The sequence below is a fragment of the Actinomadura sp. WMMB 499 genome (genome assembly GCF_008824145.1).
GTDB lineage: Bacteria > Actinomycetota > Actinomycetes > Streptosporangiales > Streptosporangiaceae > Spirillospora.
The window spans coordinates 2,250,318-2,265,665 of sequence record NZ_CP044407.1 but is presented as its reverse complement, the minus strand read 5'-3'; the positions used below and the strand labels follow the sequence as shown (position 1 = coordinate 2,265,665).

General features: G+C 74.8%; 11 protein-coding genes. 5 read left to right on the top strand and 6 right to left on the bottom strand.

Annotated elements, in window-relative coordinates:
• Positions 1-9: 9 nt before the first annotated feature.
• The 3 genes from F7P10_RS09955 to F7P10_RS09945 form a co-directional block, all read right to left on the bottom strand.
• Complete coding sequence (locus F7P10_RS09955) at positions 10-2,142, bottom strand: glycosyltransferase family 39 protein (protein WP_254716521.1); 2,133 nt, start codon at positions 2,140-2,142, stop codon at positions 10-12.
• On the bottom strand, positions 2,139-3,452 hold the full coding sequence (locus F7P10_RS09950) for a bifunctional glycosyltransferase family 2/GtrA family protein (protein ID WP_151009084.1): 1,314 nt from the start codon (positions 3,450-3,452) through the stop codon (positions 2,139-2,141). The genes F7P10_RS09955 and F7P10_RS09950 overlap by 4 nt, the downstream gene beginning before the upstream one ends.
• A 79-nt stretch (positions 3,453-3,531) precedes the next feature.
• Positions 3,532-4,260: a response regulator transcription factor gene (locus tag F7P10_RS09945; RefSeq protein WP_151009083.1), complete on the bottom strand. Its 729-nt coding sequence runs from the start codon at positions 4,258-4,260 to the stop codon at positions 3,532-3,534.
• 115 nt (positions 4,261-4,375) lie between these two features.
• Here F7P10_RS09945 and F7P10_RS09940 point away from each other — a divergent pair, with 115 nt between their 5' ends.
• From F7P10_RS09940 to F7P10_RS09930, 3 genes are all read left to right on the top strand, one after another.
• A complete protein-coding gene (locus tag F7P10_RS09940; RefSeq protein ID WP_151009082.1) occupies positions 4,376-6,127 on the top strand; it encodes a GAF domain-containing protein in 1,752 nt (583 codons plus the stop codon).
• A gap of 75 nt (positions 6,128-6,202) precedes the next feature.
• The gene (locus F7P10_RS09935) at positions 6,203-7,618 is read left to right on the top strand and encodes an FAD-binding oxidoreductase (protein ID WP_151017944.1); all 1,416 of its coding nucleotides are present in this window, start codon (positions 6,203-6,205) and stop codon (positions 7,616-7,618) included.
• 41 nt (positions 7,619-7,659) lie between these two features.
• Positions 7,660-8,430 (top strand): SDR family NAD(P)-dependent oxidoreductase, encoded by a 771-nt coding sequence (locus F7P10_RS09930; RefSeq protein ID WP_151009081.1) that lies wholly within the window; start codon positions 7,660-7,662, stop codon positions 8,428-8,430.
• A 16-nt stretch (positions 8,431-8,446) separates the two neighbouring features.
• Here the strand turns inward: F7P10_RS09930 and F7P10_RS09925 are convergent, their stop codons facing one another.
• Entirely contained in the window at positions 8,447-9,040 is a 594-nt protein-coding gene (locus F7P10_RS09925) for a TetR/AcrR family transcriptional regulator (RefSeq protein WP_176611384.1), read from the bottom strand.
• Between the two features lie 70 nt (positions 9,041-9,110).
• Between F7P10_RS09925 and F7P10_RS09920 the strand changes: the two genes are divergently transcribed.
• Positions 9,111-11,354 (top strand): arylsulfatase, encoded by a 2,244-nt coding sequence (locus tag F7P10_RS09920; RefSeq protein WP_151009079.1) that lies wholly within the window; start codon positions 9,111-9,113, stop codon positions 11,352-11,354.
• Positions 11,355-11,418: 64 nt separating this feature from the next.
• Complete coding sequence (locus tag F7P10_RS09915; protein WP_151009078.1) at positions 11,419-12,504, top strand: AI-2E family transporter; 1,086 nt, start codon at positions 11,419-11,421, stop codon at positions 12,502-12,504.
• Here the strand turns inward: F7P10_RS09915 and F7P10_RS09910 are convergent.
• On the bottom strand, positions 12,464-13,945 hold the full coding sequence (locus F7P10_RS09910) for a long-chain fatty acid--CoA ligase (protein WP_151009077.1): 1,482 nt from the start codon (positions 13,943-13,945) through the stop codon (positions 12,464-12,466). The genes F7P10_RS09915 and F7P10_RS09910 overlap by 41 nt on opposite strands.
• Positions 13,932-15,281, bottom strand: coding sequence for a CdaR family transcriptional regulator (locus tag F7P10_RS09905; RefSeq protein ID WP_151009076.1), 1,350 nt, complete (start codon positions 15,279-15,281; stop codon positions 13,932-13,934). The genes F7P10_RS09910 and F7P10_RS09905 overlap by 14 nt, the downstream gene beginning before the upstream one ends.
• Positions 15,282-15,348 lie beyond the last annotated feature (67 nt).

Below are 15,348 nucleotides of genomic sequence, written 5' to 3'. Positions count from 1 at the left end.
TCCTTCCCGTCAGCCCAGCCGGTACAGCCCGGACCCGGACTCACCGGACCCGCCGGACTCGGTGGACGTGCCGCCGTACTCGCTCGGCTGGACGAGCGTCCCGTGCTCCCGCACCCACGCGGTGACGTCCGCGTTGCCGCGTCCGCCAGGCCCGCCCATGCCGCCGCCGACGACGATGTACCGCAGCTCGCCGTCCTCGACGAGCCGCTGGAGCTTCTCGACGGTCATCGCGGGATCGCTTCCGGTGAAGCCGCCCATCGCGATCGCGGCCCGTCCGGTCCGCAGGATGATCTGGGACGCCTCCTGGGCGCTGGACACCGCCACCAGCCAGGTCGCGCCGCCCTGGTTCCGCTCCAGGTAGTCGATCATCTGCTCGCTCACGCCACCCCGGCCGGGCCCGCCGCCGAATCCGCCGGGGCCTCCCGCACCGCCGGGTGCCGTCCGCCCGCCGCGCGTCCGCCCGTCCTGCGCTTGGCCGTCGGGTGCCTGCCCGCTCGGGGCTTGCCCGCCGGGAGCCTGCCCGCTCGGCATCTGCCCGCCCCGTGCGGCTCCGCCGCCGGGGAAGCCGCCGGGTGGGCCGCCGCGTCCGCCGCCGCCCGGCATCCCGCCGAAGCCGCCGCCCGCGGACGGTCCGGCGAGCGGGTTCGTGGCGTTCGGCGTCGTCGCGGCGGCCGACACCGCGTAGGCGCCCGGACCGGCCAGCGCCGCCACGAGCGCGCACACGATCCCGGCCCGCAGGACGGGACGTCCGATACGTGCGGCAACCGGAAGTCGGGCGACGGCCAGGGCCGCGACCGCGAGGACGGTGGCCCCGGCGACGGCCCAGCGCAGCCACGGGTTCCAGTCCGGCGAGCGGTCCAGCAGCGTGAACGTCCACCAGCCCGTGACGGCGATCGCGGCCGGGAGGACCCATGCCCACGCCGCCGACCGGCGCGCGGCGTCCCGGGCCAGGACGGCGCCGCCGCCGGCGAGCGCGCCGATCGCGGGGGCCATCGCGGTCGTGTAGTACGGGTGGAAGGTGCCCTGCGCGAAGCTGAACACGGCGTAGTGCAGGGCCAGCGCGCCGCCCCACAGCAGCAGGGCCGCGCGGTGCGCGTCCGTACGCGGGCGGCGCAGCGTGATCGCGAACCCGGCGGCCAGGAGGATCGCGGCGAGCGGGAGCAGCCACGAGATCTGCCCGCCGATCGTGTCGTTGAACAGGCGTCCCGCGCCCGCCGCGCCGCCGAAGCCGCCCCCGCCTCCGGGGCCGCCCCCGCCGCCGCCCGGTCCGCCGCCCTGGCCGAACACGCGGCCGAGGCCGTTGTAGCCGATGACGAGGTCCCAGGCCGTCCCGTCCGTGCTGCCGCCGATGAAGGGGCGGCCGCCCGCCGGGACGAGGTCCACGATCGCGATCCACCAGAAGCTCGACACCGCGAGCACGCCCCCGGCGGCCAGCAGGTGCAGCACCCGCCGCACGACCCCGGGACGGGCCGCGATCAGGTACGCGAGCGCGAGCGCGGGCACGATGATGAACGCCTGCAGCATCTTGGTGTTGAAGCCGCAGCCGACGAGGAACGCCGCGAGCAGCAGCGGGCGCAGCCGCCCGGTGTCGATGGCGCGCTGGGTCGCCCACACCGCCCCGACCAGGAACAGGAGCAGCAGCGTGTCGGGGTTGTTGTCGCGGTTGATCGCGACGGTGATCGGGGTCAGCGCCAGGACGGCCGCCGCGCCGAGCGCCGCCGGATGCCCGAACGGCCGCCGCACCGCCGCATGCAGCACGGCGACGGCGGCGACGCCCGCGACGACCTGCGGCAGCAGCAGGCTCCACGTGGTGAAGCCGAGCACGCGGGCGAACAGTCCCATCGCCCACAGCGCCATCGGCGGCTTGTCGACGGTGATGAACGAACCGGCGTCCAGGGAACCGTAGAAGAACGCCTTCCAGCTCTGCGTCCCGCTCTTGACGGCGGCGGAGTAGTACGAGTTCGCGTAGCCCGCCTCCGTCAGGCCCCATGCGTACAGCGCCGCCGCCAGGACGAGGACGCCCCACAGCGCGGGACGCGCCCAGCGCGGATCGTCCGGGGCGCCGAGGAACAGCCGTCCCACGCGCCCGCGTCCGGCTCGTTCCGGTGCGGGTGGGCGGACGGTCGCGGTCGTCGCGGTCACGACACCGGCCCTCCCGTCTCCTCGGCGGCCGGGGCGGCGTCCGCCGGGGCGCCGCCCGCGGGCCGGCCCAGGCGGCGCGGGTGGAAGATCCACGCGCGCATCAGCAGGAACCGCACCAGCGTCGCCGTCCCGTTCGCGGCGACGAGCGCGAGCACCTCGACCGTCCGGGACGAGCCGGGCGCGGCGGCGTGCAGCAGCGCGAGCCCGCCCGTGCTGAGCGCGAGCCCGATCAGGAACGCCAGCCCGCCCTCGAGCTGCTGCCGGAACGCCCGCCGGGGGCCGGTGACGCCGAAGGTGAAGCGCCGGTTCGCGGCGGTGTTGCCGACCGCGGTGATCACCAGCGACAGGGCGTTCGACCACAGCGGCCCCATCACCAGCCGGAACAGGACGAACAGTACGAGCTGCGCGAGCGTCGAGAAGATCCCGATGACGGCGAACACGGGCAGCTGGTGCGCCATCCCGGCGGGCAGCCGGGCACGGCCCGCGTCGGCGTCCCGCCCGCCGCCCCGCCCGGCGACCGGGGCGCGGAAGGCGCCGGTGACCATGCGGCGCCCGACGCGCGCCATGCCCCGCAGGTCGTCGCGGGCGGTGCGCAGCACGTCGACGCGGCTGTCGGGGTCGTCCACCCAGTCGACCGGCACCTCGTGGATGCGCAGCCCGTTGCGCTCGGCCAGCAGCAGGAGTTCGGTGTCGAAGAACCACTCCTCGTCCTCGACGCGCGGCAGCAGCGCCTGGACGATCTCGGTGCGGGCGGCCTTGAAGCCGCACTGCGCGTCGCTGAACCCGGCGGCGAGCGTGGCGCGCAGCAGCAGGTTGTAGCAGCGGGAGATCACCTCCCGGCGCGGCCCGCGCACGACCGCCGACCCCCGGCTGAGCCGGCTGCCGATCGCGAGGTCGCTGTGCCCGGAGATGAGCGGCGCGACCAGCGGCAGGAAGGCGTCCAGGTCCGTGGACAGGTCGACGTCCATGTAGGCGACGACGTCGGCGTCGCTGGTGCCCCACGCGTGCCGCAGCGCGCGGCCCCGTCCCTTGAGGTCCAGCCGGATCGCCCGGACCCGTTCGTGCTCGGCCATCAGCCGGGACGCGACCGTCCACGTGCCGTCCGTGCTGGCGTTGTCGACGACCGTGATGCGGAACGCGTACGGGAAGGTGTCGGCGAGGTAGCCGTGCAGCCGGCCGATGCTGGCGGCGAGCACGCGCTCCTCGTTGTGGACGGGCACGACGACCTCCACCAGCCGGCCCCGGCCGCCGTCGCGCGGGGCCGGGGGAGGCCCGGCGGGCGTGCCCCGTTCGGTGACAAGGTGACTCATGGGGCCCACGCTCACCGGCGAGTGTGGGAGCCCCCTGAGGCGCGGATTAAGCCCGCATGAGGATCCCGGGGCCCGCCTCTCAGGGGGAGGCCGCGCCCCGCAGCACGTACCCGACGCCCCGGACGGTGTGGACGAGCCGCGGCATCCCGCCCGCCTCCGTCTTGCGGCGCAGGTACATCACGTACACGTCCAGGGAGTTCGACGCGGGCTCGAAGTCGAACCCCCACACCGCCTTCAGGATCTGCTCCCGCGTCAGCACCTGCCTCGGGTGCGTCAGGAACGTCTCCAGCAGCATGTACTCGGTGCGGGTCAGCTCCAGGGGACGCCCGGCGCGCGTCACCTCGCGGGTCGTGGTGTCCATCCGCAGGTCGTCGAACGCCAGGACGTCGTCGCGGGCGGGCCCCGCGTCCGCGCCCATCCGGCTGCGCCGCAGCAGCGCCCGGACGCGCGCGAGCAGCTCGTCGAGCTCGAACGGCTTGGCGAGGTAGTCGTCCGCGCCCGCGTCCAGGCCCGTCACCCGGTCGCCGACCATGTCCCGGGCGGTCAGCATGAGGACCGGGACGGGCTCGCCGAGCGCCCGCAGCCGCCGGCAGGCCGTCAGCCCGTCCATCCGCGGCATCAGCACGTCCAGGACGACCAGGTCGGGACGCTCGCGCGCCACGGCGGCGAGCGCGGCGACGCCGTCGGCGGCCGCCACGGTCCGGTACCCCTCGAACTCGAGGCTTCCGGCCAGCGCGTCCCGCACCGCCGGTTCGTCGTCCACGATCAGGATCCGCGCGGGCGCCGTCCCCTGTGTGCCAGGCTCCATGCACACAGCGTAAGCAACCCGCGCGACCCGCCAAGGACGTGTTCGGGGCTTTCTCACGGTTCTCTCAGACAACGCTCAACCGGTCCTCACCTGGCCTTGCGGATAACCTGAGCCGGTGAACACGCGGGAGCTGCAGGCGCTGTACGACCTGGCGCTGCGGCTGTCGGGGGTGCACGACCTCGACGCGCTGCTGCAGGACGTCGTCGCCCAGGCCCGCCGGATGCTGGACGTCGACATCGCCTACCTCGCCCTCGTGGAGGACGACGGCGGCCTCACGATCGAGGTCACCGACGGCTCGCTCGGCCCCCGGCTGCGCGGCGTCCGGCTCGCGCCGCACGTCGGCGTGGCGGGCCGCGTCGCCGACCGCGGCGAGCCGGTGCGCAGCTCCGACTACCTCGCCGACCGCGACCTGACGCACAGCGACGCCGTCGACCGCGTCGCCCGCGAGGAGGGGCTGCGGACGATCGTCGGGGTCCCGCTGCGGCTGCGCGGGCGGGTGATCGGCGTGCTGATGGTCGCGCAGCGGCGGGTCCGCGAGTTCACCGGCCGCGACATGTCGTTCCTGACCTCGCTCGGCTCGTTCGCGGCCGTCGCGATCGACAACGCGCGGCTGATCACCGAGCACCGGCGGGCCGCCGCCGAGCTGACCGCCGCGAACGCCGAGCTGCGGCGGCACGTGGGCGGCGCCGAGCGGGCCGCCCGCATGCACGGCCGGATGCTCGCCATCGCGCTGCGCGGCGACGGGGCCGAGGAGGTCGTGCTCGCCGTCTCCGCCGAGTTCTCCGGGACGGTCCTGCTGCTCGACGAGCGCGACCGGCCGCGCGTCGCCGCGTCCGGCGGCCGGGTGCGTCCCGCGCCCCGGTTCGCGGGGGAGCGCCCGTCCGCCGCGTTCGCCGCCGAGCGCCGCACCCGCCGCGACGGGGACACCGTCACCGTGCCCGTCGCGTCCGCCCGCGCCTACTTCGGGGCCTTGCGGGTGACGCCCGGCGCGCCCTTGCAGGACCAGGACGTCCGGGTGCTGGAGCGCGCGGCGATGACGCTCGCGCTCGTGCTGGTCGTCGAGCGGGCCGTCGGGGACGCCGAGCGCCGCACCGCCACCGACCTGGTCGAGCAGCTCGTCGGCGGCCGGATCGGGGACGAGGCCGCGTTCGCCCGCCGGGCCCGGTCGGTCGGCCTCGACCTGCGCGCCGCCCACCGCGTCCTGGTCGCCGAGGCCGCCGACGACGCCGGCGCGCTGGAGCGGCTCGGCGAGCTGGTCCGGGAGCGCGGCGGGCTCGCGGCCCGGCTGCGCGGACGGCTCGTCGCGCTCGTCCGCGCGGACGGCCCGGACGGCCCGGACGGCGCGGACGGCGCGGACGGCGCGGACGAGGCGGCCCTGCGGGCGTTCGCCGCGACGGTCGGCGGGACCTGCGGGCTCGGCGGCCCCGCCACGGGGGCGGCCGACCTCGCCGCCGCGCACGCCGACGCGTCCGCGTGCGTGACCGTCCTGAAGAGCCTCGCCCGCGAGGGGACGTGCGCTGCACCGTCCGACCTCGGCCCCTACCGGTACCTGCTGAGCGCCTCGGGCCGCGCCGACGCCGACCGGTTCGTCCGCGCGACCGTCGGCCCGCTGCTCGACCACGACGCGCGGCGCGGGGGCGACCTGGTCCGCACCGCCGACGCGTTCCTCACCGGCGGACGGCACCACACCGGGACGGCCGCCGCCCTGCACGTCCACGCCAACACCCTGTACCAGCGGCTCGACCGGATCACCGCGCTGCTCGGGGACGGGTGGCGCGACGGCGACCGCGCCCTGGACGTCCAGCTCGCCCTCCGGCTGCACCGCCTCGCCAACGACCTGTGTGGAGACCCTCCACCCAACCCGTGACCGGCCAGGGAGAATCTCCATGGTCGAAAGGGGGCCGCCGCATAGCATCGATGGGCGGAAAGCGAGGTGTGCCCCATTCCCTCCAACGACGTTCAGGCCAAGGCGCTCGCGGACGCGCTGCCCGGCGCCCGGCTCATCACCGACCCCGACGTCCTCGCGAGCGTCGGCCATGACGAGGCCGAATGGGCCCCGGTCGGCAGCCCGGTCGCGGCGCTGCGGGCCCGCTCGCCCGAGGAGGTCGCGGACGCCGTCGCCGCCTGCGCCGGCCTGCGGATCCCGGTCGTCCCGCGCGGCGCCGGGACCGGGCTGTCCGGCGGCGCCAACGCCGTCGACGGCTGCCTCGTCCTCGACCTGGCCGCGCTGGACTCCGTCGTCGAGATCGACGCCGAGAACATGATCGCGGTCGTGCAGCCCGGCGTCGTCAACGCCGACCTGAAGAAGGCCGTCGCCGAGCACGGCCTCTGGTACCCGCCGGACCCCGCCAGCGCACCCTGGTCGACGATCGGCGGCAACGTCGCCACCAACGCGGGCGGCCTGTGCTGCCTGAAGTACGGCGTGACCCGCGACTACGTGCTCGGCCTGCGCGCCGTCGTCGGCGGCCCCGCCGGCGCCTACGGCACCGTCGCCGACCTCGGCCGCCGCACCACCAAGGGCGTCGCCGGGTACGACCTCACCGGCCTGTTCGTCGGCTCCGAGGGCACCCTGGGCGTCGTCACCGAGGTCACGCTCCGGCTCCGGCCCGCCCGCCGGGACGCGCCCCGCACCGTCGTCGGCGCCTTCGACGACCTCGTGTCCGCGGGCCGCGCCGTCGCCGAGGTCACCGCCCGCGGCCTCGTCCCCGCCGCCCTCGAACTCCTCGACCGCGCCTGCCTGGAGGCCGTCGAGGAGTGGCGGCACCTCGGCATCGGCCCCGGCGCCGAGGCGCTGCTGCTCGCGAGCGTCGACACGCCCGGCCCGTCCGGCGACGACGAGGCCGCCGCCGTCGCCGGGATCTTCCGCGACGCGGGCGCCGCGTGGGCCGAGCAGTCCACCGACCCCGTCGAGGCCGACGCCCTCTTCGAGGCCCGCCGCCTCGCCTACCCGGCGCTCGAACGGCTCGGGCCCCTCCTCACCGAGGACGTCTGCGTGCCGCGCTCGTCCGTCCCGGCGATGCTCGCCCGCATCGAGGAGATCGGCGCCCGGCACGGCGTCCGCATCGCCACGATCGCCCACGCGGGCGACGGCAACCTGCACCCCCTGCTCATCACCCCGCCCGGCGACGACGCCGCCCGCGCCGCCGCGCAGGCCGCGTTCGAGGAACTCCTGGACGCCGCGATCGACCTGCGCGGCACCGTCACCGGCGAGCACGGCGTCGGCCTCCTCAAGCGCGGCGGCATGCGGCGCGAGCTGCCCCTCGGCGTCCGCGCGATGCAGCAGGCGGTGAAGCGGGCCCTGGACCCGCTGGACCTCTTCAACCCGGGGAAGGTCATCGGGGACGATCCCGACCTCTGATACAAAGGTCGCGAATCGTCGCAGACCCCCGGGAGGCCACCGTGGACGCCGAGAAGCTGCGGACCCTGTTCGACCTGACCGGACGGGTCGCGATCGTCACCGGCGGCACCCGCGGCATCGGACTGGCGATCGCCGAGGGCTTCGCCGCCGCCGGTGCGAGCGTCGTCGTCGCGAGCCGGAAGCCCGAGCCGTGCGCGGCCGCCGAGGCGCACCTGAAGGCGATGGGCGGCGCCGCCCTCGGCGTCCCGACGCACCTCGGCGACCTCGACGCGCTCGACGCCCTCGTCACCCGCACCGCCGACACGTTCGGCCGCATCGACATCGTCGTCAACAACGCCGCGAACCCGCTCGCCCAGCCCCTCGGCGGCCTCACCCCCGAGGCGTTCGCGAAGTCGCAGGACGTCAACGTCCGCGGCCCCGTCTTCCTCGTCCAGCGCGCCCTCGAGCACCTCACCGAGAGCCCGTGCGCGGCCGTCCTCAACGTGATCTCCGCGGGCGCCTTCATGTGGTCGCCGGGCGTCGCCATGTACGCGGCCGCCAAGGCCGCGATGGCCTCCTACACCCGCTCGATGGCCGCCGAGTTCGCGCCGCGCGGCATCCGCGTCAACGCTCTCGCGCCCGGCACCGTCGACACCCTCATGGTCCGCAACAACCCGGCCGAGGTGCAGGACGCGATGGCGACCGCAGCCCTCCAGGGCCGCATGGCCGACCCCGACGAGATGGTCGGCCCCGCCCTGTTCCTCGCCTCGGACGCCGCGAGCTTCGTCACCGGCCAGGTCCTGCTCGCCGACGGCGGCCTCGTCCCGCGCTGACCCCCGGCCGCGGGCGTCAGCCCGCGGTGAGCAGGGCGGCGGCGGTGGTGCGCAGGTCCGCCGCGGCGGCTTCGGCGTCCGCCCGGCCGAAGCCGGGCGCGCCGGACCGCTGCTCGAGGTCGGCGAGCACCATCACCGTGTGCAGGAACATCACCCGGAGGCGTTCCTCCGTGAGGCCGGGCACCCGCGCGTGCAGCAGCGGGACCAGCTCGTTCACGCCGCTGTGGTGCTCGCTGGAGAACGGCCAGTGCCGGTACCCGCCCGACAGGACGTAGCGGCTGCTGAACCGCAGGTACCACGTCTCGCCTCCGTGCGCGAGAACGTGCTCGGACAGGGGACCGACGAAGCACTCGACGAGCGCCGCGAGGTCCGTCTCCCGCCCGGACGCGCGCAGCTCGGCGATGAGCTCCCGGCGGCGGAGGTTCAGCGGGGTCATCCGGAACTCGTACAGCGCCTCCACCAGCCCGGCCCTGCCGCCGAAGTGGTATTGCACGGCGGAGTTGTTGCGCTGGCCGGCCGCGGCCGCGATCTCCCGCAGCGACACCCCGAGGCCGCGCTCGGCGAACAGCCGCTCGGCCGCGTGCAGGATCTTCTCTCGCGCTCGCATCATTGCCATTTCTACCAAGCTGCCCTAACGTTCCCCGCAGGTTAAGACAGTTTGACTTAATCGGGAGCAGAGCATGAGCACGGAACCGGTCTTCCGCCGCGCGGCCCGGCCCCCGGAGGGCGCGCCCAACATCGTCGCGATCGTCCTGGACGACACCGGCTTCGCCCAGCTCGGCTGCTTCGGCTCCGACATCGCCACCCCGACCATGGACCGGCTCGCCGCGGGCGGCCTGCGCTACAACCGCTTCCACGTGACCGCGCTGTGCTCGCCGTCCCGCGCGTCCTTCCTCACCGGCCGCAACCACCACGCCGTCGGCATGGGCTTCCTGACCGACATCCCGCTCGACCACCACGGCTACACCGGCCGCATCCCCCGCTCGGCCGCCACCCTCCCGCGCATCCTGCGCGACAACGGCTACTCCACCCTCGCCGTCGGGAAATGGCACCTCACACCGCGCTTCGAGCGCTCGGCCGCCGGCCCGTTCACCCACTGGCCGCTGGGCCTCGGCTTCGAGCGCTACTACGGCTTCCTGCACGGCGACGCCAACCACTACGCCCCCAACCTCGTCGAGGACAACCACTACGTCGACCCGCCCGCGACCCCCGAGGACGGCTACCACCTGACCGAGGACCTCACCGACCGGGCGATCCGCTACCTCGACGACCACCGCCACGCCGCCCCCGGCAAGCCGTTCTTCCTCTACTACGCCCTCGGCGCGACGCACTCCCCGCACCACGTGACGCCCGAATGGGTCGAGCCCTACCGGGGCCGGTTCGACGACGGCTGGGAGGCGTGGCGCGAGCGGGTCTTCCGGCGGCAGCTCGACTTCGGGGTCGTCCCGCCCGGCACCACCCTCACCGAGCGGCCCGAATGGGTGCCCGCCTGGGCGGACCTCCCGGACGACCGGCGCCGCATGTACGCGCGCCAGCAGGAGGTGTACGCGGGCTTCCTCACCCACACCGACGCCCAGATCGGCCGTCTCCTCGACCATCTCGAGGAGACCGGCGACCTCGACGACACCATCGTGGTGCTGTTCTCCGACAACGGAGCCAGCGCCGAGGGCGGCGTGGACGGCAGCGTGAACGAGCACCGGTTCTCCGCGCGCTCGGCCGAGTCCCTGGCGGACAACCTCGCGCACTACGACGACTGGGGCGGCCCCCGCACCTACACCCACTACTCCTGGGGCTGGGCGTGGGCGGGCAACACCCCGTTCCGCCTGTGGAAGCGCTACACCTGGCTCGGCGGAACCCGCACGCCCCTCATCGTCCACTGGCCCGCCGGGGCCGGCTCCGGCGGCGCGGTGCGCGACCCCCTCGTGCACGTCAACGACCTGTTCCCGACGCTCCTGGACGCCGTCGGCGTCACCGCGCCCGCCACCGTCGACGGCGTCGAGCAGCAGCGGATCGACGGCGCGAGCTTCCGCCCGTCCTTCGCCGACCCCGCCGCCCCCGCAGGGCGCGACACGCAGTACTTCGAGATGCTCGGGTCGCGCTCGCTCGTCCACGGCCGCTGGAAGACGACGACGGACCACGTCTCCCAGGGCGTCCTCGACGAGGAGGAACTGCTCGCCGGCAGCCGCTCCTTCGAGGACGACCACTGGGCGCTGTTCGACCTGCCGGCGGACTTCTCCGAGTCGGCCGACGTGTCCGCGGACCATCCGGGCGTCGTCGCCGAACTGCGCGCGCTGTGGGACCGCGAGGCCGAGGCCAACCACGTCCTGCCCATGTTCGACGGGCTGCGGAGCCGCCTCGGCGCGTTCATCGGCCCGGCCTGGCCCGCGGGGGAGGACCGCACGTTCCGTCCCGGGGCGGGCCCGATCAGCGACGAGTCCCTCCCGATGCTGTCCGGCGGCTTCCGGTTCACCGCCGACGCCGAGGCGGCCGCCGAACCGGACGGCGTCCTGTTCGCGCTCGGCGACTGGAACGGCGGCTACGCCCTCTTCGTCGCCGGCGGCCGCCTCGCGTTCGCGTTCGCGCGCGCCGACGAGGTCCTCGAACTCACCGCGGACCGTCCCGTCCCGCCCGGCCGCCGCGCCCTCGGCGTCGCCTGCACCACCGCCCCGGACGGCTCGGCGTTCCACCTGACCCAGGACGCCGCGATCGTCGCCACGCTGCCCTTCACCGGCACGCTCCCGGTCGCGCTCCAGCACGGCGGCGCGGGACTCCGCCTCGGCCATGACACCGGCCTGCCGGTCTCGGACCGCTACACCGTCCCGGCCCGGTGGAACGGCGTGCTGCGGTCCGTCCGCCTCCGGACGCCCGGCACCGCCCGCCGCGATCTCCTGGACGAGCTGCGCACCTCCCTCCACGCCGACTGACCGGCCCCCGACGGCGACCCGCGGACGGCGATTGGTGCGCGGGGCGCCGGGTAATAGCGGCGAGATGACCAAGGGCAAGGGGTTCGACGCCGTTCCGTCCCCGTTGCGGAAGGCGGCGGCGGTCGCCGCGTGCTTCCTGCTCATCGCCGCGGCCGTCGGGCTGCTCGTCTACTTCCTGGTGATGCTCGCCCCGCTCACCATGGCGATCATCGCGGCGCTGCTGCTGACCGCGCTGATGTCGCCGGTCGCGCGGTGGACGCGGCGGCTGCGGGCGCCCGCGTGGGCCGGGGCGCTCGCCGGGCTGCTCACCCTGCTGCTGGCGATCGCCGGGCCGGTCGCGCTGGTCACCGGGCAGGCCGCCGACCAGTGGGAGTCGATGCGGCGGGGGCTCACCGAGGGACTCGAACGGGCCCGCGACCAGCTCGTCAACGGGCCGCTGCCGATCAGCCAGCGGCAGCTCGACAGCGTCGTCGGCGCGATCACCCGGGCGGCACAGCGGTCCTCGCCCGACCCGGTCGCCGGCGCCAGCATGGCGGCGGAGGTGCTGGCCGCATCGCTCATCGCGCTGTTCCTGCTGTTCTTCATGCTGAAGGACGGCAAGGTCATGTGGGGCTGGCTCGTGGGGCTCGCGCCCGAGCGGCGCCGCGCGAGGATCGACGCGGCGGGACGGGCCGGATGGCGGGCGCTCGTGTCGTACGTGCACGGCATCGTCGTGATCGCCCTGGTGGACGCGATCGGCATCGGGCTCGCGCTCGTCCTGATCGGCGTCCCGTTCGCGCTGCCGCTGACGCTGCTGACGTTCGTCGCGGCGTTCGTCCCGATCGCGGGCGCGATCATCGCGGGGGCGGCGGCGGTGCTCATCGCGTTCGTCGGCGGCGGGATCACCGACGCGCTGCTGGTGCTGGCCGCGGTGCTCGTCGTCCAGCAGGCCGAGAGCCACCTGCTGCAACCGCTGATCATGGGCCGGACGCTGCACCTGCACCCGGTCGTGATCATCGGTGCGGTGACGGCCGGGACCCTGCTCGCGGGGATCGCGGGCGCCGTCATCGCCGTCCCGATCGTCGCGGTCGTGTACCGCGTGTCGGCCGTCCTGGCGGGCCGCGACGGGCCTACCGGACCGGAGTCGCCGGAGCCGGAAGCGCCCGCTTGAGGATCTTGCCGGTGGGCCCGACGGGGAGTTCGTCCAGGAACCGGATCTGCCTCGGGTACTTGTACGCGGCCACCCGTTCGCGTACCCAGTCGCGCAGCTCGTCCGCGCTCGCCGGGGCCCGCAGCGCCACCACCGCGGTGATCTCCTCACCGACCTCGGGATGCGGGACGCCGACCACCGCCGCCTGCCGCACGGACGGGTGCTCGTACAGCACCTCCTCCACCTCGCGCGGGTAGACCGTGTACCCCGCGCGGATGATCACGTCGCGGCGGCGGTCGACGAGGTAGAAGACGCCGTCGTCGTCGGACCGGCCCAGGTCGCCGGTGTGGAACCAGCCGTCGCGGATCGCGGCGGCGGTGCCCGCCGGGTCGTTCCAGTAGCCCTTCATCACGTTGGGGCCGCGCACGACGATCTCCCCGATCTCGCCGTGCGGGAGCTCGCGGCCGTCGTCGCCGACGATCCGCATCTCGACCCCGTGGATCGGGCGCCCGATCGAGCCGGGGCGGCGGCCCGCACCGGCCCGGTTGGACGCCGCCAGCGGCGAGGTCTCGCTCAGCCCGTAGCCTTCGATGATCCGGCAGCCGTGCTCGTCGTAGGCGCGCAGGACGTCCAGGGGCAGCGCGGCGCCCCCGGACACGCAGCTGCGCAGGAGCGACAGGTCGGACACCGCCGGATGGTCGAGGAGGGCGATGAACATCGCCGGGACCCCGTGGAACACCGTGACGCCGTCCCGCCTGATCACCTCCAGCGCGCGCGCGGGATCGAACCGTTCGAGGAGGGTGAGCCGCCCGCCCGCGTGGACCGTCGCGTTCAGCGCGCACGTCTGCCCGAACGCGTGGTACAGCGGGAGCGCGCCGAGGACGACGTCGTCGACTCCGAGCCCGTGCATCCGCGCGACCGTCGCCGCGTTCCCGCCGAGGTTCGCGTGCGTCAGCTCGATGCCCTTCGTCGGGCCGGTCGTGCCCGAGCTGTAGAGGATCACCGCGGTGTCGTCGCCGCCCGCGCGGGTGACGTCCTCCTCCGGCGGCACGCCGCGCAGCAGGCGGTCCCATTCGCCCGGCACCACGAACATGTAGTCGGTGCGGGTCCCGGACGTGCCCGCCTCGACGGTCTCCGCGTACGCGTGCCACGCGATCACCAGCCGCGCCGCGCAGTCGCCCAGGTACGCGGCGATCTCGCGCCGCTTCAGCAGCGGATCCAGCGGGACGACCACCGCCCCGATCCGCAGGATGCCGTAGTAGACGACGGCGAACTCGGGCACGTTGGGGAGCATCACCGCGACCCGGTCGCCCGGCCCGATCCCGCGCCGCCGCAGCAGCGCGCCCGTCCGCGCGCTCCGCAGTTCCAGCTCGCGGTAGCCGAGCCCGTCCCGGTCGAGCGTGAGGGCCGTGCGTCCGCCGAGCCGTCCGGCGGCGGCCGGGAGCCGCTCAGCGAGATTCATGGGCCGACGGTACGTCGGCGGTCCCACCCTCCTCATTGGTCGCGGAGACCAGTCTTTTCCGCCCGGAATTGGTGGCCGGTGGCAACACGTCCTGGAGGGCGATGGCCACCAGCAGATCCACCAGATCGGTGAAGTGCCGGAGGTTGCGGCCGGTCCGCTCCTGGATGCGGCGAAGGCGGTACTGCGCGGTGTTGTGGTGGATCTGCAACCTTTCGGCGGCGGCGCGCAGGTTGAGATCGGCCGCGGCGAACGCCCGGATCGTCGCGGTCAGCACCCCGCCCCGCATCCGGTCCTCCGCCAGCAGGTCCAGGACGCGCGGGTCCACCAGGTGCCGGGCCGTGTCGTCCGCCCGCAGCGCCATGTACTCGAACGGGGAGATCCGCGGCAGCGCCGCCACGCCCCCGTCCTCCGGCAGGAACTCCAGGACGGCCCGCGCCTCCTGGAACGCGCGCGGGATCTCTCCCGTGCCCTCGACGACCGTGCTGATACCCATCGCCAGCACGATGTCCTCCTCCAGCAGGCTCCGCTGGACGGACTGGAGACGGTCGCACAGCTCGCCGACGTCGCCGGGCCCGAGGGCGGGCACCGCCACGATCTCCGACTGCCGCACGACGGCGAGCGTCCGGTGCCGGCCCACGCCCGTCCGGGCGATGGCCGCGCACGCCGCGTGCCGCGCGTCCGCCTCGCCCCCGACCAGCACGGCCGCGACCACCACCAGCGGCGTCCGCGACTCGGGGTTCAGGCCGTGCGCGTGCGCGGTCGCCAGCTGCGGCCCGCGCGTCGGCGCCTCGCCGGCCAGCAGCAGCTCCACCAGGTCCCGGCTCGCCTGGACGCTCTCCGCCGCGGCGTACCGCTGGTACTCCATGTACGCGTTCGCCGCGTGCGTGCTGGCGAAGTCGCAGTACCGCATCAGCGGCGACGCCAGCGTCAGCGCCGCCTCCTGACCCGCGTACGAGCGGCCCGCGTGCTCGACCACCGCCTCCCAGAAGACCTGCTGGCCGACCCGGAAGGCGTTGATGTAATCGGCCATCGTGCACCCCGCCTGCGCGCGCCGCATCGACGCGCGGCGGCTGAACGCGATGTCCTCGAAGGTGACCGTGCGCTCCTCCAGCAGCACGGCGAGTTTGGTGCGGTAGTGGCGGCCCACCTGTTCCCGGACGTCGGTGAGGAAGCCGTCCCCCCGCTCCGCGTACGCGGGGATCTCCGCCCGCATGACCGAGACGGCCCGTTCCGCCAGTTCGTCGACGATGGTGAGGAGTTCGGCGAGGATTCGTGATCGTTCGGTGCGGACCGTGTCCGCATCGGTGTGCGTTCCCGTGCTGAGGCCACCGGACATGCCCGGATGATTCCTGCCGTTCCGGTCAACGTCAACGGTCCGTAACAAGTCCGAGACGCGCACTGTT

Excerpts from the sequence above, each read along its gene's own strand:
- F7P10_RS09950 (WP_151009084.1), bottom strand. The coding sequence starts at position 3,452 with ATGAGTCACCTTGTCACCGAACGGGGCACGCCCGCCGGGCCTCCCCCG.
- F7P10_RS09945 (WP_151009083.1), bottom strand. The coding sequence starts at position 4,260 with ATGGAGCCTGGCACACAGGGGACGGCGCCCGCGCGGATCCTGATCGTG.
- F7P10_RS09925 (WP_176611384.1), bottom strand. The coding sequence starts at position 9,040 with ATGATGCGAGCGCGAGAGAAGATCCTGCACGCGGCCGAGCGGCTGTTC.
- F7P10_RS09920 (WP_151009079.1), top strand. The coding sequence starts at position 9,111 with ATGAGCACGGAACCGGTCTTCCGCCGCGCGGCCCGGCCCCCGGAGGGC.
- F7P10_RS09915 (WP_151009078.1), top strand. The coding sequence starts at position 11,419 with ATGACCAAGGGCAAGGGGTTCGACGCCGTTCCGTCCCCGTTGCGGAAG.
- F7P10_RS09910 (WP_151009077.1), bottom strand. The coding sequence starts at position 13,945 with ATGAATCTCGCTGAGCGGCTCCCGGCCGCCGCCGGACGGCTCGGCGGA.
- F7P10_RS09905 (WP_151009076.1), bottom strand. The coding sequence starts at position 15,281 with ATGTCCGGTGGCCTCAGCACGGGAACGCACACCGATGCGGACACGGTC.